Raw genomic sequence first — 22,117 nt, forward strand, 5'->3', positions numbered from 1 at the left:
CGCAGATGGCCGACCAAGCTTAAGCGCAGCTTAAGAGCGCGCGGGCGCAGACGGGGCAGCCTCTTAAGGTTGGGTTAAGCCATTGCTCATATCGATCCGCGGCAGATCCGGAAAAGGACAGGTTCATGCCACAGGACAAAAGACATCACCCCGACCGCCGGCGTTTCCTGCGGACCGGCATCGCAGCCAGCGCCCTGGCGGCCAGCGGAATATCCGCGCGGGCGCAGGACAATCCGATGCCCCCGGAGCTGCGCCAGGCCCTGGAGCACGAACAGCTCGGCGCGGTCCTTGGCAACCCCTCGGGAGATGTCACGCTGACCGAGTTTTTCGACTATAATTGCCCCTACTGCCGCGCTTCGGTTGCCGACATCCACCAATTGATCTCGGAAGACCCGAATCTGCGGGTGCTGCTGAGGGAATGGCCGGTATTCGGTGCGGCTTCGCTTTACTGCGCCCGCATGTCGCTGGCCTCGTTGCGGCAGGAGAGGTTCTGGCAGTTCCACGCCGGCCTGATGAACATCGAGGGCGAGGCGGATGACAGGAGCGCCCATCGTGTCGCAGAGGCGGTCGGGCTGGACATGGACCGCCTGCGCAGGGATATGGATGATGTCGTGATCGCCCGCCAGATCGAGCATTCGTGGATCCTGGCCGAAAAGATGGGGCTGTCCGGGACGCCGACCTTCATCGCCGGGGACTTCGGCGCGTTCGGCCGGCAATCACTAAACGAGCTTCGCGCAATGATTGCAAAGGTGCGCCGCAACCGCTCGTGACTTATTGATCGGCCCCGAGCGGATCGAGCCAGCCGGCACGGTTTGGCAAGTCCAGCGATCTTACTGATCGCGGCGCACCTCGTCGACTCGATGCCGCCGTGCCGATCGTTGATCAGCCCGCGCCCGCCTCGCCGACGGCGCAATCCCTGGTCTCCTACAGCGTCATCGGCAAACGATGCCGGTGACGCTGTTGTTCAACGTTTTACGTTGACGAGCAGCCTACCCCGAACCTTTCCCTCCAGCAGTTCCGATGCCCGACCGATCACATCCGCAAGACCTATCTCGGTCGCGACCTGATCCAATGTGCCGGCATCGACTTCCTTCGCCAGCGCCTCCCAGGCCTGGGCGCGCAGCTCCATCGGGCAGAACACGCTGTCGATGCCGGCCAGCGTCACGCCGCGCAGGATGAAGGGGGCGACGGTGGCGGGAAACTCCATGCTCTCGGCCAGGCCGCAGGCTGCAACGGTGCCGCCATATTTCGTGCCCGCGCATACATTGGCCAGCGTCACGCCACCCACGGCATCGACCGCGCCAAGCCAGCGTTCGCGGCCCAGAGGCTTGCCGGGTGCCGAAAGCTCGGCCCGATCCAGGATCTCGGCTGCGCCGAGGCCGGTCAGATAGTCGGCCTCGCTGGCCTTGCCGGTCGCCGCGACGACGCGGTAGCCCCGGCCGGCGAGCAGCTTCACGGCAAAGCTGCCGACGCCGCCCGTTGCCCCGGTCACCAGAACATCGCCGTCGCCGGGCTTCACGCCATGCCGTTCAAGAGCGAGCACGCATAGCATTGCGGTAAACCCAGCCGTGCCGATGGCCATCGCTTGCCTTGTGTCCAGACCCTCGGGCAGCTTCAGCGTGCGTTCGGAGGCCACGCGCATCCGTTCGGCATAGCCGCCCCATCGCGTCTCGCCCATGCCGAAGCCGGTATAGACCACCTTGTCGCCGGGCGCGAAGGCATCGCTGCCCGATTGCAGGACGGTGCCGGCGAAGTCGATGCCGGGCACCATGGGAAAGCGCCGCACCACCGGGCTTTTCCCGGTCAGCGCCAGCGCATCCTTGTAGTTCATCGTCGACCATTCGACCGCGACCGTCAGGTCGCCCTCGGGCAGCGCATCGTCGTCTAACTGCGCCAGCCTGGCGGAATATCCGCTCTCGTCCTTGTCGATCAGGATTGCGTCGAACATGGTTTCTACTCCTTCCTTGATGTCATGCGCCGGCAAAGCGCGCCTCGCGCCAGGCCAGAGCCTTGCCCAGCCCCTGGTCGCGCAGCACCTTGAGGAAACCTCGCTTGAGATCCGTCCCCTCGCCTTCCAGCAGGATATCGATATCCAGCGAGGCCCGCAGCGCCGCCTGCATCCCCATCAGCTCATAGCTGCGGTGCATCGCCTGCTTGGTGCGCCGCATCGCCATCGCGTCCAGCCGCGAGATCCGCCGGGCCAGCGCCACGGCCTCGGCCAGCAGATCCTCGGCCGGCACGATACGGTTGATCAGGCCCCAGTCCAGCGCCTGGGGCGCCGCAATCGCGTCTTCGCCCGTGAAGATGACGCCCTTGGCGATCTTGGGCGGCACATGCCAGGGCAGCAGCATGGCGACGATGCCGGCGCCGAATTTCAGCTCCGGCTCGCCGAAGACCGCGCTTTCGACCGACAGGGCGAGGTCGCAGCCCATCATCAGTTCGAACCCTCCGGCAAGGGCCGCCCCGTTGACCGCCGCGATGGTCGGGACGGACAGGTTCCAGAAGGACATGATGCCCCTGAAATCGGCCTCCAGCACCGGCTCCCATTCACCGACGCCCTGCGGCGTCGCCTCCGCCTGCGCCTTGAGGTCAAAGCCCGACGAAAACGCCTTTCCCGCACCCGTCACGATGACGGCACGAATACCGGCATCGGCAGAGATATGGCGGCAAAGCTGGTCCAGTTCGGCCAGCATATGCTGGTTCATGGCGTTCGCGCGTGTGGGCCGGTTGAAAGTGACGACGCCGATGCCCGGCTCGGGCTGGTCGTAAAGAAGTGTTTCCCATTCCATCTGAGACTCCGTCGTTGAGGTTTCGGTTTTAGCGCCGGCCATTGGCCAGCCGCAGGGCCTCGGGCAGCCGGCGCAGCCGCCCCATGGCCAGCACACCCAGCCAGGGCCCGATGGCCAGCGCAGCAAAGGCAAAGGCCCAGCCGCAGGCCGCGACGATCAGCGGCATCGACTGGATGATGATGAAGGTCAGCAGGAAACCCATGCTGGTCTGCAGCGTCAGCATGGTGCCGACCAGTTCGGGCTCGGACAATTCAGCGACACTCGCCGAGAACTGTGCCGAATCCGCAATCACGCTGATGCCCCAGATCAAGGCGACCGCGATCACGACGCCCGCCCCCAGGGCCGGCGTCAGGCCGATCAGCAGCGCGCAGGTTCCGCTGACCGCCATGGCCGCCATGGTGACGGTGGTGCGGCCGAAACGGTCGGCCAGCACGCCCGCGACGACGCAGCCGATCGCGCCGGTGGCGATCACCGCGAAGGTGACCAGCCCGGATTGCGCCGCCAGCGGGCTTCCCGCCCTCGTCAGCGCCCATTCGAGGAAAACGCCGATCCACGCCCACATGGCGTAAAGCTCCCACATGTGGCCGAGGTAGCCGGCATTCGCCAGCAGCACGGGCTTCTGCAGAAGCGCCCGCCGCGCCTCGGAAAAGCGGAAGCGGGCGGCGCGGCGCAGATGCGGGCCGAGACCCGAGAACAGGATCGCCCCCGCCGCGCTGGCCGCGCAAAGGCTGGAGATGACGATCGTGGTGCGCCAGTCCAGCCCGACCACCGCGTTGAACAGGTGCGGCAGCGACGATCCCAGCGTCAGCGCGCCCACCAGCACGCCGATCATCAGCCCCATGCCCTTCTGCGTCCAGCCTGCGGCCATCTTCATGCCCACGGGATAGACCCCGGCCAGCGTCATGCCGGTGACAAAGCGCAGCACCACGGTCGCCGCGCCGTCGAAGCCCGTGACCAGCAAAAGCGCATTGGCCGCCGCCCCGCCTATGGCCGAGGCGGCGAACAGCCGCCGGGGATCGAAGCGGTCGGCCATACCGGTCAGCGCACTGAGCAGGGTCCCGACGACGAAGCCAAGCTGCACCGCGCCGGTCAACAGGCCCGCCTGCTGGCCCGAGAGCGTGCCATCCGCCACCAGCGCCACCGCTGCCGCCGTGGCGGAGAACCACAGCGTCATGGCCGCGACCTGACAGAACAGGATCAATCCGATGGAGCGGGCTTTATCGGTCATGGCTGCACTTCCCTGTCAAAGAATGGCGGGCGAAGGGATCAGAAGCCCTTGCACCCGGTTTCCTCGGGAAGCAGGTTGATCTGGTCCCAACTCATCGGCGTGACGGGCTTCCAACCGATGGAGGCACCATGCCGGGGCGGATCCACCGCCACCGCCTCGGCAACGAAGGTGCCCTGCATGCCCTGATGATCCTCGGCGCGGATGTCGATGGGGCCCACGACGGTTTCCGCCACCGTGTCTTCGAGCGCCTTGATGATCGCATCGGTCGAGATCTCGTCCGCCGCCTCCAGCGCAGCCAGAACGAATTGCATCCCCGCATAGGCCTGGATCGCCTGATAGCCCGGCACGATGCCGTATTCGTCGTGATAGGCCTTGACCAGTGCCGCGATCTGGGGGTTCTCGTCCTCCTGCATCCAGGAAGCGGTCAGCCCGTTCGCGATCATGCCGACGCCGTTCTTGCCAAGCGCCTGCAGCATCGTGTCGGGAATGCCGGCCGGGGTCATGATCGGAAAGTCCAGCCCGTAGCCGCGCGCCTGATTGACGAAGGCGGTCAGGTCGTCCCCCACGGCGAGCGCCAGATAGATACCGTCCGCATCACTGGACTGGATCTGCGCAATGGCGCTGGACCAATCCGCCGTGCCGACGGGGCGGCCGGCCTCGCCGGCGATCTGGATGCCGGGGATATGCGCGAATTCGGCCTTATTCGACAGGCCGTAGGCATAGTCGTGATACACAACGAACCATTTCCGTCCGATCATGTCGGGCCGCTCGGCGAACATCGCCGCGCTGGCCTTGGCGGTATTGCCGTCATGGGGCACGGTGCGGAACATGAAGCGGCTGCACTGTTCGCCAGTGATCGGTACCGCCTGAGCGTTGGTGGTGATGATCGGCACGTTAAGGCGTGGCGCCTGGGCGTTGATGCCCAACGTAACCGCGCTGCTCGCCCCGCCCAGCAGCAGCGAAACCTTGTCCTCCAGCACCAACTTCTGAGCCTTGCGCAACCCGTTGGCGGGATTGCCGCCGGTATCCTCGACAATCAGCCTGACCGGCTCGCCCTTGACCGTGGCATCCTTGGCGGCCAGCAGAAAACCATTGCGCATGTCGTTGCCCAAGGGGGCAAGGACGCCAGTCGTCGGCACAAAGACACCGATGGCAACCTCGGCCGCCGCCGAACCGCCCAACAGTGCGGTGCATGCCATAAGGACGAAGCCCATCACTCCGGACAAACGATACTTTCCCATTCTCTCCTCCACTCCTGTGATGCGGGTATAGGAAGCCAGCCGACTCCCCCTCCCCGAGGAGCCGGTGGCCGGGTCCCTTCCCGCCTGGTGAACCCGTTGATTATGATCCGGCGGAACGTCGCTCCTTTTCGAGCCGCTCGTGTATAGCCAGATCGCCTACGGTGATATCGGCCATCAGCTTGCGCACCGCCTGACGCGCCCGGACGGGATCGCCCGCGCGGATCGCCTCGCTGATCGCCTGCCAGTTGCCGGCCCAGGTCAGGCGTTCGGCCTCGTCCTGGAACAGGCGCCGTGTCAGCGGCAGCGTCTGGCGGCCCAGCGAGAACAGGATCGAGCGCGCAATCTCGTTTCCGGCCGCCTCGGCGACATACATGCTGAGTTGATAGACGATAGCGATGAACTCCTCCTCATCACCGGCCTTGTTGGCCGCCAGAAGACTTCTGGTTCCTTCGTCCACAATCGACTGAACCTCGGGGTCCCGACGTTCGGCGAGTTCCTCGGCGCATATGCCCATCAATGCCGCGCGCACATTGAAGATGTCACGCAACCGCGCGGCGGTCAGCCGGGTGACGCTGGCGCCGCGGCGCGAGGCCATGGTCACCAGCCCCTCGCGCTCCAGAATCCGTAGCGCTTCCCTGATCGGGCCGCGACTGACTTCGAACCGTTCAGCCAATGCGCTTTCCTGCAACCGCTGGCCCGGCTCGAACTCGCCGTTGATGATCAACGCCATGATCCGGGCGCTGAGTTGCTCGGGCAGGGTTTGCATACCCTCAGCCGGATCGGTCCGGAATGTCCTGGCCAGATCGACATGGGTGCCGAATGTCGGAGTCTGTGGATTGCTGGAAGCGCGATTGGTCAATTCTACATCCCTTTGCCGTGAACCAGTCTTGCCTGAGCACGAACGGCCCGTGATGTCGATTGATACACCGAAATTCCTTGTTTCAGGAACTTCACGCGCTGCTCACGGACGAAATCGTCCTGGTATTTGTCGCCCGAACTGCGCAAGGCCAGCGACATCGCCGCGCCGTCGGGACGCGCACGGGCAATGGAATCGCAGATCCGTTCCAGGGCGACCAGACCGGCCTCGTCGCTGTCCATGAAATCGAGCACCCAGCCCATCTCCACGAAGACCACCACCCGGTCGATGACCGGCGACACCTTCAGCAGGTTGATGATTTCCTCAAAGATGTAGCGCTCGCCGTCGCGCAGGCCCCAGACCGGGATGTCGATGGGATTGGCGACGCTGGTGCCGGGAATACCGAAGCGCCTCAGCCCTTCCTCGGTGGCCGGGTCGAGCGCAGGCACCACCAGCCCCGCCCGCGCCGCCGCATCCGAGGCGGTGACGCTGACCCCGCCGCCCGAGCCGAAGATCGCCAGCCGCGCGCCCGGTCCCCGCCCATGCGCGGTCAGCGCCAGCAACGTGTCCATCAGGTCGTCCACATTCGAGACCTGGATGACCCCGGACTGCGCCAGCGCCGCGTCCCACAACAGGCTGTCGGTCGCCATCGCCGCCGTGTGGCTGGAGGCCGCGACCTGACCCTGCTCGGTCTGGGCCCCGCGCAGGATTACCACCGGCTTCTCCAGCGCCGCCGCCGCGCGGAAGAACAGCCCCGGATCACGCAGGGATTCCATGTAGAAGGCGATGATCTTCGTCTCGGGATCCTGCGCGGCCTGCAGCAGCAGATCGACCATGTCCACGTCCGAGCAGTTGCCGCAGGACAAGGCCCGCCCAAGCGGCAGACCCCAGACCTGCGCCCTGCGCACCACGTCGCCGGCAAAGGTGCCGCTTTGCGAGAAGAAAGTGATGCCGCCGCCCTCGGTCGGGTTGTAGCGCGCCGCCCCGATCGCCATGCGCGAGCTGGCCGAAAAGGTGCCGATGCAGTTCGGCCCGACCATGCGCATCGCCCCGTCCGCGACCTGTTCCAGCATCCGGCATTCCAGGTCGGCGCTGTCGCTGGAAAACTCGGCGAAGCCCGCCGTCAGCACCTGCGCCAGCTTGACCCCCTTGGCGCGGCATTCGGCCAGCACGTCGGGCACGCGATGGCTGGCGACGGCGACCAGCGCGCGGTCGATCCCGTCCGGCGCATCGGTGATCGTCGGATAGGCCTTGAGGCCGCAGATCTCGTCGGCGCTGGGGTGGATCGGATAGATCGGGCCGGTGAAGCCGAAATCGACCAGGTTGCGGATCATGTGATGGCCCAACTTGTCGGGCGAGGTCGAGGCGCCAACGAAAGCGATGGCCTTGGGATTGAACAGCGCCCCCATCCCGGACAGCTTGGCACGGCGGGCGTCAAGCGCGGCGGCGGTCTCGGCCGCGCCGCGCGGAGTGGCGGCAGGGCGTTCGCCGCCCGCCACCGCATCGACCGCGACCGCGCGGGCGCCGGAAAGGATGATCGGGTTGATGTCAAGCTCGGCGATGTCCTCGTTCAGCAGCATGCCCTCCGGCCCGCCCACCGCCATCAGGCAGCGGACCAGCGCGACACGGCCGACCGCATCCTCGGCCGCGAAGGGGGCCGGGAAGGCCGCATCGATCATCGACCGGGCCTCCGTCTCCGTCAGCGGCGCCAGCGCGGCAACAGGCTTACCGCGTTGCTCTACCCCGCTGCCGCCGGCGCCGAACAGCACTACCGGCCCGTAATCCGGATCGATCCGCCCGCCGATGAAGACTTCAAGCCCCGCCGACACCATTTCCTCGACCAGCACGCCGTCGATGCGCGCCGAAGGGTACGAGGCCCTGCAGGCGTCCATGATCGACCGCCAGGCATCCGCCGCCCCTTCCGCCGTGACCGACAGGCGGACACCGCCAGCATCGACCTTGTGGACGATATCGGCCGAGACGACCTTCAGCGCGCAGGGCGCGCCGATCCGCGCGACGATGGCATGCGCCTCCTCCGGCGAGGCCGCCAGTTCCGGCAGCGTGGTCTCGATCCCGTAGCGCGCCAGAAGTTCCTTGGATTCGATTTCGGTTTTCATCTCGTTCCTGAATATTGTTCCGTGAAGCGCAGCCGTGCCCGATGGCGGCAGCCGCCGTTTCAACCCGTTTATATTTGCCCGTGCGGATCACTCGACCGTCAGCATCCGCTCCAGCCCTTCCCGATCCGCCAGCGCCTCATCGCGCGTGTAGCTGCGGCTGATCTGGCCGTTCTCGACAATGTGGAAGGCATCCCCGACCGAAAGCGCCAGCGGGATGCTCTGTTCGACCAGGATGACCCCGATGCCGCGCTTGCGCGCCTCTTCGATGGATTGGGCGATGGCGCCGACATAGCTGGGCGACAGGCCCTCGGTCGGCTCGTCCAGCATCATGTAGGCCGGGTTGGCCAGCATGGCGCGGGCCACGACCAGCATCTGCTGCTCGCCGCCGCTCATCGTGCCGGCCTTCTGGCCCATCCGCTCGCCCAGGCGGGGAAAGATCTCGACCGCCTCGGCAATGGTGAAGTCCTGCCCCGATCCGGTCGGCCGGCGCGCGACTTCCAGGTTTTCCTCGACCGTCAGATTGGCAAAGACCTTGCGATCCTCGGGCACCAGCGTCACCCCCATCTGGGCGCGGCGAAAGGTCGGGCCGGTCACTTCCCGGCCGTTCAGGGTGATCCGGCCCTCGGTCCGGTCAACCAGCCCCATGGTGGCGCGCAGCGTCGTGGTCTTGCCCATGCCGTTCAGGCCCAGAAGGCAGGTCACCGAAGCGGCCGGCACGTCGAAGCTGAGCCCGTGCAGGATCTGGCTGACGCCATAGAAAGCCGACAGGTTGTCGTAGCGAAGCACGGCGTTCATTCCGCGAAACTCCCATGCAGATAGGCTTGACGGACGGCCTCGTTGCCGCGGATTTCCTCGGGCGGGGCATCGGCGATGACGGTGCCGTGCTGCATGACGGTGATCCGGTCGGACAGCCGCATGATCATGCCCACGTCATGCTCGACCACGATGATGGTCAGGCCCATGGTATCGCGCAGCAGGGTGATCAGCGAGGCGATGGTCTCGCGGTCGCCGCGCGACATGCCGGCCAGTGGTTCGTCCATCAGGATCAGCCGCGGCTTCAGCGCAAGGCCGATGGCGATGTCCAGCGCGCGCTGATAGCCATGCGCCAGCATTCCGGCCTTCGCATCCTCGCGCCCGCGCAGCCCGACGCTGGCAAGGATACCCCGCGCCTCGTCGGCGTCCTCGTCCTCGTGCTGGTGCGACTGCCATAGCGCGGCAGAGCGCCCTTCGCGCGACCGGATCGCCAGCATGACGTTCTCCAGCACCGGCAGGTCCATGAAGATGCTGGTGCGCTGGAACGTGCGGGCAACCCCGCCGCGCGCCAGCCGCTCGGGCGGCCAGCCGGTGATGTCCTGCCCTTCGAACAGGACGGTGCCGGACATGGGACGGATCGAGCCGGTGATGAGGTTGAACAACGTGGTCTTGCCCGCGCCATTCGGCCCGATGATCGAGTGGATCGATCCCCGCTGCACCCGCAGGTTCACCCCGTTCACCGCCTTCAACCCACCGAAATGCTTGGTCAGTTCACTGACTTCCAGGATGATCATTGCGCGGTCCTCCGTCCCGACTTACGGGCCGACAGGCGTTCGGCGATCCGCGCCGCGCCACCGAACAGCCCGCCCGGCGCGACGATGACGATCAGCACGAAAAGCGCGCCGAAATAGATCAGCCAGGCATCGGTAAAGGTGCTGACGTAATGTTCGGCCAGCGTGAAGACCACCGCACCGATCACCGGGCCGAAGATGGTGCCGACGCCGCCGAGGACGACATACATCAGCACCTTGCCCGACTCGAGCCAGTGCAGCAGATCGGGCGAGGTAGCACCGTTGAACAGCACGAACAAAACACCGGCAAGAGAGGCGAGCCCGGCCGAGATAACATAGGACATCAGCTTCAGCTTGTTGACGTTCATGCCGATGAAGCGTGCCCGCTCACCGTTCTCACGGATGGCCAGCCAGGCCCGGCCGAGCGGCGAGCGGCGCAGATGCAACGCCCCCGCCAGCGCCAGCAGCAGCGCAACCAGCAGAATTGCATACCAGGTGGTCGGGCTGACGATCTGCATCCCGAGGAACGTGGCCATGGGAATGCCCTGCAGCCCGTCCTCGCCCCCGGTGATGTCGGAGAAGACGAAGACGATGGCAAACATGATCTGGCTGAGCGCAAGGGTCAGGATGGCGAAGGTCTTGCCGATCTGGCGCACCAGAACCGCCCCGATGACCCCGGCAACCAGGACCGTGGCTGCCAGCGTCAGCAGGCTCAGCACGACAATGTCGGAACTGGCGCTTTTCGACAGCAGCCCCGCGACGTATGAGCCGAAGCCGAACCAGGCGGCATGTCCGAAAGACAGCAATCCGGTATTGCCGGTCAGCATGTCTAGGCTGAGCGCGAGGATTGCCGCGATCAGGGCATGCGATGCCAGCATCAGCAGAAACGGCTGGCCCGCACTCGCAAAAGGCAGGACGATGCCGGCCAGCGCGACGATGGCCAAGCCGATCAGCCCGCCCCGGCTGCGCGTGCGGCGCTCTGATAGGGTTGCTCCGGTCATTCCGTTCTCCCTTCGCCGAAAAATCCGCGCGGCCAGTTGATCAGCATCGCCATGACCATGATGAACAGCAGCATCAGCGCCAACTGGCCGCCGAAATAGCCCTCGCCGAAGACAAGGATCAGGCCGACGACGTAGGCGGCGACCACCGCCCCACGCAAGCTGCCGAGACCACCGAGAATGACCGTCATGAAGGCCAGGATCAGGATCTTGTCGCCGACCACCGCATGGGCGGTGAAGATCGGCGCGGCCGCGACTCCGGACGCAGCGGCCAGTGCTGCGCTGACCCCCACGACCGAGTGCATCAGCCGCTCGCGGTCGATGCCGATACATGCGCCCATTTCGGGGTCGTCGTTGGCGGCGCGCACGCGCAAGCCCCATTTCGAGTTCTTCAGGAACAGGATCAGCGCAACCGTCAGTGCCACCGCCAGGATCGAGACGAAGATGCGGTAGGCCGGCAGGCTGATGCCACCCATCGAGATCACGCCGCCCAAGACCTGGGGGATGGGCATGATCTGGACATTGCGACCGCCAAGTTCATAGAGAATCCCGGTGATGAGCAGCGCCAGGCCGAAGGTCAGAAGCAGGCTGTCCACCATCGGACGATCGCGGATCCGGGCAAGGATCGCCCAGTCGATCAGCACGCCGATCAGTCCCACCCCCACCGGCGCGACGACCAGCGCGAGGCCGAACGGAACGCCAGATGCGACCAGCCAGACGCCGGCCATGGCTCCGGCGCTGAACAAAGCGCCATGAGCAAAATTTACGATACGGCCAACACCGTAGATCAAGGTCAGCCCAAGGCTGAACAAGAGCAGTACCGAGCCCAGAACGATACCGTTCAGGACCAACGATAGTGCAAGCATTTTCGGCTCCTCCCTCCGAATGCTCCGCTGATTCGAAGGGTGCGGATTCTCTGTCTTAATGTCAACAATCTTAAAGTTGACATTAGTAATGGACGCCATCGTTAGAGCTCTCTGGAGGTGTTAGCAAAAACGTGCTTCTGGAGGGTCTGAAGTTGTCCGATTTCTACCCCTGTCTATCCCCCGCTACGCCATCCGGCAGAAGCGCCTTCCCTGAAGCCTCGATCCCTGCTTCGCTCAAGGAAACGCAACTGAAGCGGGGTGTCGGGATGGCCGCACCAGTTCCACAGAAGCTGATCGTCGAGGTTGTTTCGCCCGGTCGGAAGCCAGCCTCCGGCCAAGCAGCCAAGCAAGCGGTGCGCGCATTGGCGCAGATCATCGGCCGTCAGATCGCCAGGGAGCAGTTCAGGAACCAGCAGGAGACGTCTCCCGAACCCCGCGACCGGGAAGCTCGGCGCGCCCAGCGAGCTCCTGATCTGAAAGAACCATGATCCTTGCCATTCACGGAAAACTTCGCGCACAGCAGTGGCAAGGAGCGCACCGCCGCCTTCAGCAACCGACAATTACTTCTGGACATGCGGCACGGATCGCAGCCAGTATTGAAGCGACGACCTGCGGAGCCGCGCTCGACGCCTATTTCCGCAGGTCCAGTACGGGACCCGCGACGGGTGTTTTACCAGATCAGGAGCCTCCGCCGCGGAATTGCGGTGCGACTTGGCTTCATGACCAGCCCGGTAGCCGGGCACAGAACACCAACGCGGCGGCAGGTGCCGCCATCGTCGCAGATCGCATCCGGGAGCCCAGCCATGACCCGCATTGCCCTTTACGCCCGCTATTCCTCCGACCAGCAGCGCGAGGCCTCGATCGAGGACCAGTTCCGCATCTGCCGCGACCGGGCGAAGAAGGAAGGCTGGCGGATCGTCGACATGTATCAGGACGCGGGCATCTCCGGCTCCAGCATGATCCTGCGCCCCGGCATCCAGTCGTTGCTGCAGGACGCACAAGCGGGCCGGTTCGACATGGTGCTGGCCGAAGCGCTGGACCGGATCAGCCGCGACCAGGCCGATGTCGCGACCCTGTTCAAACATCTGCAATTCGCCGGGGTGCCGATCTTTACCCTCGCCGAAGGCGAGATCAGCGAGTTACATGTCGGGCTCAAAGGCACAATGAATGCACTGTTCCTGAAGGATCTCGCCGCCAAGACTCATCGCGGGCTGCGCGGCCGGGTCGAGGACGGCAAATCCGGCGGCGGCATCTCCTTCGGCTACCGGGTGGTCAAGCAACTCGATGCCCGCGGCGACCCGATCCGCGGCGACCGCGAGATCGAACCGCGGGAGGCAGAGATCGTTCGCCGTATCTTCCGGGACTTTGCCGCCGGCATCGGCCCCAAGACCATCGCCAAGACCCTGAACGACGAAGGTATCCCCGGCCCCGGCGGCAAGCCTTGGGGTGACACCACCATCCGCGGCCACGTCAAGCGCCGCACCGGACTGGTCAACAACGAGATCTATATCGGCCGCCTCGTCTGGAACCGCATGCGCTACATCAAGGATCCCCGCACCGGCAAGCGGGTCTCACGCATGAACCCGGAATCCGAATGGATCATCACCGAGGTTCCTGACCTGCGCATCGTCGAGCAGGAGCTCTGGGATGCGGTGAAGGCCCGACAGGCGGAGATCGCCGAGAAATATGTCAACGTTACCGAGGCGGTCCGCAAGCACCATCGCGACAACCGGCTCAACGCGACGCACCGGCCGAAGTCGCTGCTCTCGGGTCTGGTGTTCTGCGGCTGTTGCGGTGGCCCCTATTCGCTGCGCGGCGCCGGCCGCTTCGCCTGCTCGAACCATATCAGCAAGGGCACCTGCGCCAACGAGGTGACCATCCGCCAGCAGGAGCTTGAGAGCCGCGTCCTCGCGGGCATCCAGACAAAACTGATGGCACCCGAGATCGCCGCCGACGCGATGAAAGCCTCTGCCGAGGAGATGAACCGGCTCAACCGCGAGCGCCGCAGCAATGGCGATGCCTGGCGCGGCGAACTGGCCAAGGTCGAGAAGGACATTCGCGGCATCATCGAAGCCATCAAGGCCGGCATGTTCCATCCGAGCATGAAGGGCGAGATGGACAAGCTGGAAGCACGCAAAGCCGAACTGACGGAGCTGCTCGACAACACTCCGCAGGACACGCCAGACATCCTGCCGGCGGCGGCGCAGATCTACGCCGGAAGGGTCGCCGAACTCAGCGAAGCCCTGAACCATCCCGAGACCCGAGCCGAATCCGCCGACCAGCTCCGCGTATTGATCGAGAAGATCGTCCTCACGCCGGGACCGAAGCGCGGCGAGGTTTACGCCCGGTTGCACGGCGATCTGGCGACAATCCTGGAATGGGTGGCGCGTCAGGACGGAAAGTCCGGCACAAAAAGCAAAACTCCCGGCGCGAAACGCTCGGGAGTGTTGGTCTCAGTGGTTGCGGGGGCGCGCAACCATCTCAAATTGCGGCTCCTCTCTGCATATCGTGCCCTCCTTGAGCGGTCGGCTTTATCGGGTTCCAGAGGGCTGCTTCGTAGCGCAGCGTAGAATTGGCCACATCCCGTCACCCACCGTAACATCATGATAACACGGAGCTTCCCCTCTGTAACTCACATTGTCGATAGGTCGTGCCGTCCTCGCGCTATCATGCCGATGGCTGCGGTGCCGACCGGAACTCCAGGGCGAATTCCGGGACTGTTTTCGGATCGAGCTTCACGATTCAGCCGAAGTCCAGGTCGGCCGCAGCGACAACCCGGTCGATATTGCCTGCCTTGAGTTGATCGAGGGGCGTTCCGCCGAGGCTGGGTTTCGGCTGGATCAGCCATTGCCAGGCTGCGCGTGGGTTGCGAATGATCCGCGCCACGTCCGACATGCCTTTCGCAGGGCGCCCGTCCACGAACTGCGCCAGCGGGAAGACATGCTTGCGCTCGCCTTTCAGCAGGTCGATCACCGCGCCGCGCTTCTGCCAGTCATGCAGCGTCGAGCGCTTCGTGCCGAAGGTCCTTTCGATCTCGGCAGGACCGGCCACGGGGCCAGCCCAATCCTCGATCCGGGAGGACACCGCATAGGCGGTCAGTCGCCGTCGCCCTTCGCCGATGTCCAGCAGATCGCCCATGCCAGCCCCTTGGCTGACATCCACCGGGCGGTCCGTCAGGGGGCGCTCCCCCTTCCCCGCGAGATCGGCAACCACGGCCTCCACCGCCTCGGCCAGCTTATCCTCAGGGAAGCGATCTGCCGCTGCTGCTCGACCGTGAGCCGCGCCGTCGCAGTGGACACTGCCGCCATCACCCTGCCCACCGCCTTGAGCGCGGCCTTCGACAAGCCAGGGTTATGGCGGGCCAGCACCTTGAGGATATCATCCATCGCAGCAGGGTTCACCGTGACCCGGTTGCCGCCCCCCGATTTCCCTGCGGTCAGTCCCATCGTCGCCCTCAGGCTCTCCGGCATGAAGATAGTGCAGATTGTCCGAAACAAACAGACAGCATGAGCAATTGCCTTCTGGCGAGGGCACCCCGCAGGGGCATCTCGCGGACCTTGCGAAGCTGCGCTGTCGGCGTGCCCGAACAGCTATCGAACTGGTCTGGCCTCATCCGCCCCCCCCCCCCGCAACAAAAAAACCGCTTGGCGAAGCCCGGCCCCAACCTGCCGTCCGCCGGCGACGTTTGCGACACTACGCGCTTCGAAGCGGTCGCTGCGGCAGGCACGACATTCTCGCCCCTCAAATGCCCAAGAAACGAATATTCAACGACTGGTCAAATCCGCAAGGAATAGCGGGTGTGCCGCCGCTCTCCAGTCCTCGTCAGGGCGCCCATCCCCACGAGATCCTGCAGATCCCGCGTCGTGGTGGCGCGCGACGTGCCCGTGATGGCAATGTAGTTCTCGGCGCTGAGCCCTACCTTGAACCCTGTAGGCCCCTCGCGGAACATTCGCTCGACCACCTTGGCCTGGCGTTCATTCAGGCGGTCGCGGTACACATGACCGCTCTCCTTTGTGGATCGTTGCAGACCCACCTTGGCACACAGATGCCGTCGGGGGGGCGGTCACATCATCAGAGTCATGGATTATGCATCCTCATTGATTAGCCCTGCGGCGCGTTCACCGATCATGATAGCGGTCGCGTTTGTCGGACAGGAAACGATGCGAGGCATGATCGATGCATCCGCCACAATGAGCCCGCCGAGCCCGTGCACCCGAAGTCGGTGATCGACAACCGCATCCGATCCCGCCCCCATGCGGCAGGTCCCCGCCGAGTGATAGACCGAGCTTGCCGTTGCCCGCACATAGTCGTGCAGGTCGTCGTCGCTTTGAATCTCCGTGCCCGGGCGCACCTCACGTACGACAAGACCGGCGAAGGGCGCCTGCTCGACAATGTGGCGCGCTGAGCGCAAGCCCCGGACCAGCGTTTCCAGGTCGCTTTCTGCGTCCAGAAAGTTCGGCGCGATGACCGGAGCATCGCCGACCGCTCCCGAGGTGATGGTGACGGTACCTCTGCTTTCGGGCCGCTGCAGACAGCCTGCAATTGTGAAGCCTGCGAACCGATCCAGCCCCTTGCGAAGATCGGCGCTTGAGAAGGGCATGACGAAGTACATGATGTCCGGACGGTCCAGCGTCGGCATGGTCTTCAGCAGTCCCCCGCACTGCCCCCCGGCATAGGCGAGCGGTCCGCGGCGCAAAAGGGCATACCTCAGGCCCATGGCGGCAAGGGCCATCGGACTTCGCACTGCGGTGTTGACCGAGGACATCCCTCGCGTCTCGACCACCAGCCGGGCTTGCACATGGTCCTGAAGGTTCTTTCCGACCCCCGGCAGCGCATGGCGTAACGGCACCCCGGCGGCAGCCAGCACCTCGGGGTCGCCGATGCCAGACCGCTGCAGTATTGTCGGCGAGTTAAGCGCTCCCGCCGACAGCACGACCAAGTGGCGCGCGCGCGCCTCGCGGAGCGTGCCGCCGATGCTGTAACGCAGGCCGGTGACGCGGCCTGCGTCGATGCTGAGCGTTTCGACCAGCGCGTTGGTGCGCAGGCAGAAGTTCGCGCGCAGTTCGGCGCGACGCAGGAAGGCCACGGCGGTGCTCGCACGCAGGCCGTTCCTTGCCGTCATCTGGAAGCGGCCGACACCTTCCGGTCGGGCGCCGTTGAAGTCGGATGTTTCGCGATAACCCGCCTCACGCGAGGCGGCGATGAAGACGTCGTTCAGCGTGTGGGGATCCCGCAGGTCCGAAACCGCAAGCGGGCCGTCCACCCCGTGAAAGCTGTCGGCACCGCGTTCCTGATGCTCGGATTTGCGGAAGTAGGGCAGCACATCGTCGTATCCCCAGCCCGGATTCCCCAATGCGCGCCAATGATCGAAATCCTCGCGGAGACCGCGCAGGTAGACGAGGCCGTTGATCGAGCTCGACCCGCCCAGAACCTTGCCCTGGGGGGCATAGCCGCGACGGCCCCCGAAGCCCGGAATCGGCGCGGTCTCGAAGCACCAGTTGAACTTTTCGTTGAAGAATGTTTTCGCAAAACCGATGGGGATATGAATCCATGGATAGGTGTCGCGCCTGCCGGCTTCAAGCAGCAGGACGGTGTTCGTTCCGCCCTCGCTCAGACGGTCGGCCAGAACGCAGCCAGCCGAACCCGCGCCGACTATGATGTAATCAAAGCTCTCCAAGGTCCGGCTCTCCTCTCGTCTTCGTCAGTTGCGGCGGACTGGCCTGCCCGCCTCAACGCTGGTTCTTTCCCATGACGCGCGTGGCCCCAAACAACGCGGGTGTAGGCGCCGCGCGCCCTGGCTCACTCGACGCGGTAAGTCTCGTAGTCGATCTTGTCGAAGATCTCGGACCGGGCGAGGTCGTAGAGTGCCGCCTCGTCGGTCCGGTCGACGCCGTCCAGCAGGCCGCGCCACTTCTCGACAAGCTCTGTGAAGCTCGCGAGGGCCGCTTGGTAGTCGGTCACACCGCGCGACTCGGCGATCGCCGCCAGCCCGCCCACATCATCCGCCACGAACTCTGCCGCCTTGGCGATCAGGTCGTCTGCGGGCTCAAGGATCGTCACCCCCCTGTCGCGCCCGCCATCATAGTTGCGCTGGATCGTTTCACCCATGCCGACAAGATATTTTGCGATGATATGCGCGTTCTGGTCGAAGATCGCCTCGCGCTGAGCGGCGGTCAGACCAGACCAGAACTGTTCGTTAAAGGCCCAGGTTGCCTGAGAGAAGAATGGGCCCATCGGCAGCGCGACGATGGAATCAACCACTTCGCCGGTGCGCGACGCCTCGATGATCTGCGCCTCATCCAGCGCCGCGCAGTCGAGCGCGCCGCGCTCGAGGCTGGAGTAGATGTCGGCGAATGTCAGGTTGACCGGCACCGCCCCGATATACTCGGCAAAGCGCGCCCAGCCATTGCCCGCCGTTCGGATGCGCAACCCCTTGAAATCAGCGAGGGTCTTGGGCTCGCCCCGGCAGTGAAAGACGTATGGTCCGGTCGACAGGTCGCCGCCGAAGACCACGTTGTTGTCCTGCCAGTCGCGCATGCCGTATTCGTCGAGAATTCCGAATTCGGTCGCGGCCATGGTTATGATCGCCATGTCCGGTTCGATCCAGCCCATATCGCCGATCAGCGCCCAGAGCGGCATTTGGGCCGGGATGTAGCCTGCGGTCACGAAAGCGGCATCGGCGACACCCTGCGACAGGCCTTCGAGTACCTCGCCGCCAGGCAGAAGCACGCCTCCGGCAAAGATCTGAAAGTCGACTTCGCCGTTCGTCGCTTCGCGAATTCCGTCGGCCCAGGGCGGGCCGCCAAACACGTTCTGCGGGTGATCCGGCGACAGAAGCGTCGAGTAGGTGTAATCGGCCGCGCGCGCGGCGCTTAATGAGCAAAGCGTTGCGGCGCAAATCAGCGCGCCGAGCCCTGCGGGGGTTTTCAGTGTCACGTTGTTTCCTCCTCTGTTATGATTTTGCTTGAACGGACGCTCTGTCCGGCCGTCGATCTCGCGAGCGCCGCGCCGCCGGTCATTGCGCCATCTGTCCCGGTAGCCAGAGCGAGATGATCGGGAACAGGATCAGCAGCAGCAGCACCAGCAGGTCGGCAAACAGGAACCAGGCAGCGCCGCGAAACACCGTCGTCAGCTTTACCTTGTCGCCAAGTGCGCTTTTTACCACGTAGACGTTCAACCCGACGGGCGGCGTGATCAGACCGATCTCGAGTAGCTTGATGGTGATGATGCCGAACCAGATCATGTCGATGCCGAGCTCTTGCAGCAGCGGCATCACCACCGGCAGCGTCAGCAACATGATCCCTATGGAATCGATGAACATCCCCAGGAAGATGAAGATCAGCGAGATCAGCAGCAGGATCAGAAAGGTGTTGTCGGTCAGCGTCAGCATCTGGTCGGCCAGGAAATCCGGCACGCCGGTCAGCCCCATCAGACGGATGTACATCGCAGCGCCCATGGCGATCACGAACATGACGGTTGTCGAGACCGCCGCATCCTTGGCCGCCTCCAGCAGCATGCGGAAGGTGAGGGTTCGGCGAACCGCAGAGATCAGACAGACGAGCATAGCTCCGACTGCCCCTGCCTCGGTCGGGGTGAAGGCTCCGGCAAAGAGACCACCCAACACGCCTACGATAATCATCGGCAACGGCCAGATATCGCGAAACGCCGCGAGCTTTTCCTCACGCGTGAAGATCACGTCGGACTTCGGCGCGATGTCGGGTCGCAGGCGCACGCGGATCGTGATCATAAGTGCGAAGGCAAAAGCCGTCAGCACACCGGGAATGACCCCGGCCAGGAACAGCGCGCCGATGGAGGTGTCAGTGAAGAGCCCGTAGATCACCATCAGAATCGATGGCGGGATCAGCGAGCCCAGCGTGCCCGCTGCCGCGATACACCCGGTCGCGAGGGCCTTGTCGTATTTCGCCTTCAACATTTCGGGGACGGCGATGCGCGCCAGCGCGGCAGAGGTGGCCACCGAGGATCCCGAAGCGGCGGCGAAAAGCGCACTTGCCGCAACCGAGGCAGAGGCAAGACTCCCCGGAATGCGGTTCAGCAGAATCCTCATGGAAACGAACAAGCCCGTCGTCAACTCGGCGCGGGCCGCGAGATAGCCCATCAGGAGAAACATGGGCACGGCGCTCAGTTCCCACGATGCCACGAAGCTGTAGGGGATCGAGTTCGCGATGCTCCAGGCGGCGCGGAAATTGAGGACGGTAGCGATGCCGCCAATGGAGACGCCGATCAGGGCGATCCCGATCGGCAGGCGCAACGCCATGAGCAGCAGCGTGAGGCCGATGCTGATGAGACCTATATCGACCTTTTCAATCATCATCACGATTACTCCTGAGTGTGCTCTTCGGCGTCGGGCACGTGGTCGTTCAGCCACGATTCGCGGTCGAGACCGAACAGGAAGGCCAAAAGGTGCCAGACAGTGACAAGGCAGGCAGCGCCGAAGCCGATTGGAAGCGCAAAGCGCGGAGGCCAGGTCACGATTTCGAAAGAAGCCCCGCCCATCAGGAAATCATTGCGCGCGAGGGACGTCGTCGCGCCGCCCCAAGTATGGTAGGATAGCATGCCGTAGACCACTGCCATGAACAGGAGCACGAAGACGACGCAGACCACCTTCATCCAGCCGGGAAAAAGAGAGAAAAAGATGTCGACGGTGATCGAGCCGCGCGTCCACTCCACAAGTCCGAGCGGCAGGAAGACCGCAATTACCATGTAGTAGGCCGAGACGATCTCCAGCGTGCCCTGTATCGGGGTATTGAAAAACAGCTTCATCACGACGTCGGTGCTGACATGCAGCATCATCACGATCAGCAGCAGCCCGGCGATCACGGCAAGCCCGTTGAACAGCCTGTCGACGGCGCGGATCGCAGCATTTTCATTCGTCATCCTTTCCTCCTCCCCTCTCCTCCGCACGCCTGATGACCGCGCGGCGGGTTTTCCTGCGTTGGCGCGACCGCATTCGGCATGGCCGCGCCAATCCCCACGAAGGCAAAGTCTCTGCCGTCCTCGGCGGGCACGACGCGTCCGATGGACGGGATCGAGAAATGCGATCCTGCTAGATAGGCATTGTCGCACGAGGCCAGATCCAACAGCTTGCGCCGGCTCTGGCGCGAGACCTCCTGATCCCAATCGATGCGCGCCGACCATTCTGTCCGTGCAAGCTGACACGGGTGGTGGATGCTGTCGCCCGTGATATAGAGCGCGCCCTGCTCGGTGCGCAGGCGGATGCTGACATGGCCGGGCGTGTGCCCAGGCGTCGGCAATAGCGAGATACCGTCACCGAGATCGGCGTTGTCGTCGACAAAGACCGCCATCCCGGCGTCGATGACGGGCTGCACGGAATCAGCGAAGGCAAGATGGTTGCCCTCGCCAGCCCCGTCGGGATTACCCAACCAGTATTCGTATTCGGTCCGCGAGAAATAGTGCTTCGCATTGGGAAAGGTCGGCACCCAGTTGCCGTCTCTCAGGCTGGTGTTCCAGCCGACATGGTCCATGTGCATATGGGTGCAGAGGACATCGGTGACATCCTCGGGCGCGAAGCCGGTCTTGCGAAAGGACTCCATGAAATTCGTCTGCAGATGCGACCAGCGAGGCAGTTCGATCATCCGGTCCTTTTCATTGCCAATGCAGGTGTCGATCACCACGACACGGTTGCCGATGGCGACGACAAAGCTCTGGACGATGGCTTGGAACGAGCCATCCTCGGCGACATAGGTCGGGAAAAGCCACGGGATCTTTCGCACCTCTTCGGTCGTCGCGACATGCTCGAATGTCCAGTGGACCTCGATGCCGATATCCATCTCGATCACCTGATAGATGTCGATCCCGTTGATGCAGTTCCTGATCACATCCATGCTGCAGTCCTTTTTTCTTCACATTCCAATGCATAGATTGGACGCGCCGGTCTTCAACTCTTGCGCTCGGCACTCATGACGACCGCAAGCGTCACGCAATCGCAGTCGCCACGGTTTTCCCACGCGTGTTTAGTCCCGTGCTGGATCAGCGTATCGCCGGGCCTAAGCAGCGTTTCGGTGTCCTCTAGGATCGCCCAGAGCTCGCCCGAAAGGATCGTGACGATGTCGATAGTGTTGGTGGTATGCATTGCCGGGTTATCCGCCGGGTCGGGGCGATGGTTCGCTCCCCAGCCCTCGAGCGACTGCTTGTAGCCCGCGTAATAGTCATAGCTGCTGTCCGGCGGAAAGGTAGTGATCATATGCGTGAAGCCGCCCGGCGGCGGCCGGAAATTGATCTCGTCGATCCCATTGCCCGCACCGATTGTCGCCGGGAGCGAGGCAGTGCGGAAAATCATGTTGACCGCATAGGCATCGCCGAGAAAGCGCTCTTCGGAGAGCGTGTCACTCACGATCGTCGAGCGCCCGTTCGGGGTGAGCCCCGTGACCACGCGGCGCGCGCGCACGTTCTTGTGGTCGGTCTGTACCTTGCCTGGTTGCGCCATTGAGTTCTCCTGC

General features: G+C 64.3%; 21 protein-coding genes and 1 pseudogene. 4 read left to right on the top strand and 18 right to left on the bottom strand.

What is annotated here, in order from left to right; translation table 11 throughout:
- The first annotated feature begins 125 nt into the window (after positions 1-125).
- Positions 126-770: a DsbA family protein gene (locus E3U25_RS00470; RefSeq protein ID WP_062562779.1), complete on the top strand. Its 645-nt coding sequence runs from the start codon at positions 126-128 to the stop codon at positions 768-770.
- Positions 771-964: 194 nt separating this feature from the next.
- Here the strand turns inward: E3U25_RS00470 and acuI are convergent, their stop codons facing one another.
- The 10 genes from acuI to E3U25_RS00520 form a co-directional block, all read right to left on the bottom strand.
- The gene (gene acuI / locus E3U25_RS00475) at positions 965-1,948 is read right to left on the bottom strand and encodes an acrylyl-CoA reductase (NADPH) (RefSeq protein WP_116221451.1); all 984 of its coding nucleotides are present in this window, start codon (positions 1,946-1,948) and stop codon (positions 965-967) included.
- 22 nt (positions 1,949-1,970) lie between these two features.
- Positions 1,971-2,789 carry an enoyl-CoA hydratase/isomerase family protein gene (locus E3U25_RS00480; RefSeq protein WP_166435457.1) on the bottom strand — a complete coding sequence of 273 codons (819 nt, stop codon included), beginning with the start codon at positions 2,787-2,789 and terminating at the stop codon, positions 1,971-1,973.
- A gap of 28 nt (positions 2,790-2,817) precedes the next feature.
- Positions 2,818-4,017, bottom strand: a complete 1,200-nt coding sequence (locus E3U25_RS00485) for an MFS transporter (protein ID WP_116221449.1) — start codon at positions 4,015-4,017, stop codon at positions 2,818-2,820.
- A gap of 38 nt (positions 4,018-4,055) precedes the next feature.
- On the bottom strand, positions 4,056-5,258 hold the full coding sequence (locus E3U25_RS00490) for an ABC transporter substrate-binding protein (RefSeq protein WP_116221448.1): 1,203 nt from the start codon (positions 5,256-5,258) through the stop codon (positions 4,056-4,058).
- A gap of 100 nt (positions 5,259-5,358) precedes the next feature.
- Complete coding sequence (locus E3U25_RS00495; protein WP_116221447.1) at positions 5,359-6,117, bottom strand: GntR family transcriptional regulator; 759 nt, start codon at positions 6,115-6,117, stop codon at positions 5,359-5,361.
- Between the two features lie 2 nt (positions 6,118-6,119).
- Positions 6,120-8,231: an acetate--CoA ligase family protein gene (locus E3U25_RS00500; RefSeq protein ID WP_116221446.1), complete on the bottom strand. Its 2,112-nt coding sequence runs from the start codon at positions 8,229-8,231 to the stop codon at positions 6,120-6,122.
- Between the two features lie 87 nt (positions 8,232-8,318).
- On the bottom strand, positions 8,319-9,026 hold the full coding sequence (locus E3U25_RS00505; protein ID WP_010397856.1) for an ABC transporter ATP-binding protein: 708 nt from the start codon (positions 9,024-9,026) through the stop codon (positions 8,319-8,321).
- Complete coding sequence (locus E3U25_RS00510; protein ID WP_010397854.1) at positions 9,023-9,778, bottom strand: ABC transporter ATP-binding protein; 756 nt, start codon at positions 9,776-9,778, stop codon at positions 9,023-9,025. The genes E3U25_RS00505 and E3U25_RS00510 overlap by 4 nt, the downstream gene beginning before the upstream one ends.
- On the bottom strand, positions 9,775-10,776 hold the full coding sequence (locus tag E3U25_RS00515) for a branched-chain amino acid ABC transporter permease (protein WP_062562776.1): 1,002 nt from the start codon (positions 10,774-10,776) through the stop codon (positions 9,775-9,777). Before E3U25_RS00515 ends, E3U25_RS00510 begins: the two co-directional genes overlap by 4 nt.
- On the bottom strand, positions 10,773-11,738 hold the full coding sequence (locus tag E3U25_RS00520) for a branched-chain amino acid ABC transporter permease (RefSeq protein WP_116221445.1): 966 nt from the start codon (positions 11,736-11,738) through the stop codon (positions 10,773-10,775). The genes E3U25_RS00515 and E3U25_RS00520 overlap by 4 nt, the downstream gene beginning before the upstream one ends.
- Positions 11,739-11,791: 53 nt before the next feature.
- Between E3U25_RS00520 and E3U25_RS00525 the strand changes: the two genes are divergently transcribed.
- Positions 11,792-12,127 (top strand): hypothetical protein, encoded by a 336-nt coding sequence (locus tag E3U25_RS00525; protein ID WP_147304489.1) that lies wholly within the window; start codon positions 11,792-11,794, stop codon positions 12,125-12,127.
- A gap of 315 nt (positions 12,128-12,442) precedes the next feature.
- Positions 12,443-14,209, top strand: a complete 1,767-nt coding sequence (locus E3U25_RS00530; RefSeq protein WP_116221444.1) for a recombinase family protein — start codon at positions 12,443-12,445, stop codon at positions 14,207-14,209.
- A gap of 172 nt (positions 14,210-14,381) precedes the next feature.
- Here E3U25_RS00530 and E3U25_RS00535 read toward each other — a convergent pair whose 3' ends face one another.
- Positions 14,382-14,777 carry an antitoxin Xre/MbcA/ParS-like domain-containing protein gene (locus E3U25_RS00535; RefSeq protein ID WP_208861557.1) on the bottom strand — a complete coding sequence of 132 codons (396 nt, stop codon included), beginning with the start codon at positions 14,775-14,777 and terminating at the stop codon, positions 14,382-14,384.
- Positions 14,778-14,786: 9 nt separating this feature from the next.
- Here E3U25_RS00535 and E3U25_RS00540 point away from each other — a divergent pair, with 9 nt between their 5' ends.
- Positions 14,787-15,149, top strand: coding sequence for a hypothetical protein (locus E3U25_RS00540; protein ID WP_208861556.1), 363 nt, complete (start codon positions 14,787-14,789; stop codon positions 15,147-15,149).
- Positions 15,150-15,414: 265 nt separating this feature from the next.
- Here E3U25_RS00540 and E3U25_RS00545 read toward each other — a convergent pair.
- The 7 genes and pseudogenes from E3U25_RS00545 to E3U25_RS00575 all read right to left on the bottom strand — a co-directional run.
- A pseudogene (locus E3U25_RS00545) lies at positions 15,415-15,633 on the bottom strand (DUF4172 domain-containing protein); the annotation flags it as partial.
- Between the two features lie 90 nt (positions 15,634-15,723).
- Positions 15,724-17,316: a GMC family oxidoreductase gene (locus E3U25_RS00550; RefSeq protein WP_116221443.1), complete on the bottom strand. Its 1,593-nt coding sequence runs from the start codon at positions 17,314-17,316 to the stop codon at positions 15,724-15,726.
- 122 nt (positions 17,317-17,438) lie between these two features.
- Positions 17,439-18,575 carry a C4-dicarboxylate TRAP transporter substrate-binding protein gene (locus tag E3U25_RS00555; RefSeq protein ID WP_166435456.1) on the bottom strand — a complete coding sequence of 379 codons (1,137 nt, stop codon included), beginning with the start codon at positions 18,573-18,575 and terminating at the stop codon, positions 17,439-17,441.
- Positions 18,576-18,654: 79 nt separating this feature from the next.
- The gene (locus E3U25_RS00560) at positions 18,655-19,965 is read right to left on the bottom strand and encodes a TRAP transporter large permease (RefSeq protein ID WP_116221745.1); all 1,311 of its coding nucleotides are present in this window, start codon (positions 19,963-19,965) and stop codon (positions 18,655-18,657) included.
- 11 nt (positions 19,966-19,976) lie between these two features.
- The gene (locus E3U25_RS00565; RefSeq protein ID WP_166435455.1) at positions 19,977-20,534 is read right to left on the bottom strand and encodes a TRAP transporter small permease; all 558 of its coding nucleotides are present in this window, start codon (positions 20,532-20,534) and stop codon (positions 19,977-19,979) included.
- A complete protein-coding gene (locus E3U25_RS00570; RefSeq protein WP_116221440.1) occupies positions 20,531-21,502 on the bottom strand; it encodes an MBL fold metallo-hydrolase in 972 nt (323 codons plus the stop codon). Before E3U25_RS00570 ends, E3U25_RS00565 begins: the two co-directional genes overlap by 4 nt.
- 53 nt (positions 21,503-21,555) lie before the next feature.
- Positions 21,556-22,104 (bottom strand): cupin domain-containing protein, encoded by a 549-nt coding sequence (locus tag E3U25_RS00575; protein ID WP_147304487.1) that lies wholly within the window; start codon positions 22,102-22,104, stop codon positions 21,556-21,558.
- Between the last annotated feature and the right edge of the window lie 13 nt (positions 22,105-22,117).

Origin of the sequence: Paracoccus versutus (genome assembly GCF_029909795.1) — a bacterium.
GTDB lineage: Bacteria > Pseudomonadota > Alphaproteobacteria > Rhodobacterales > Rhodobacteraceae > Paracoccus > Paracoccus versutus.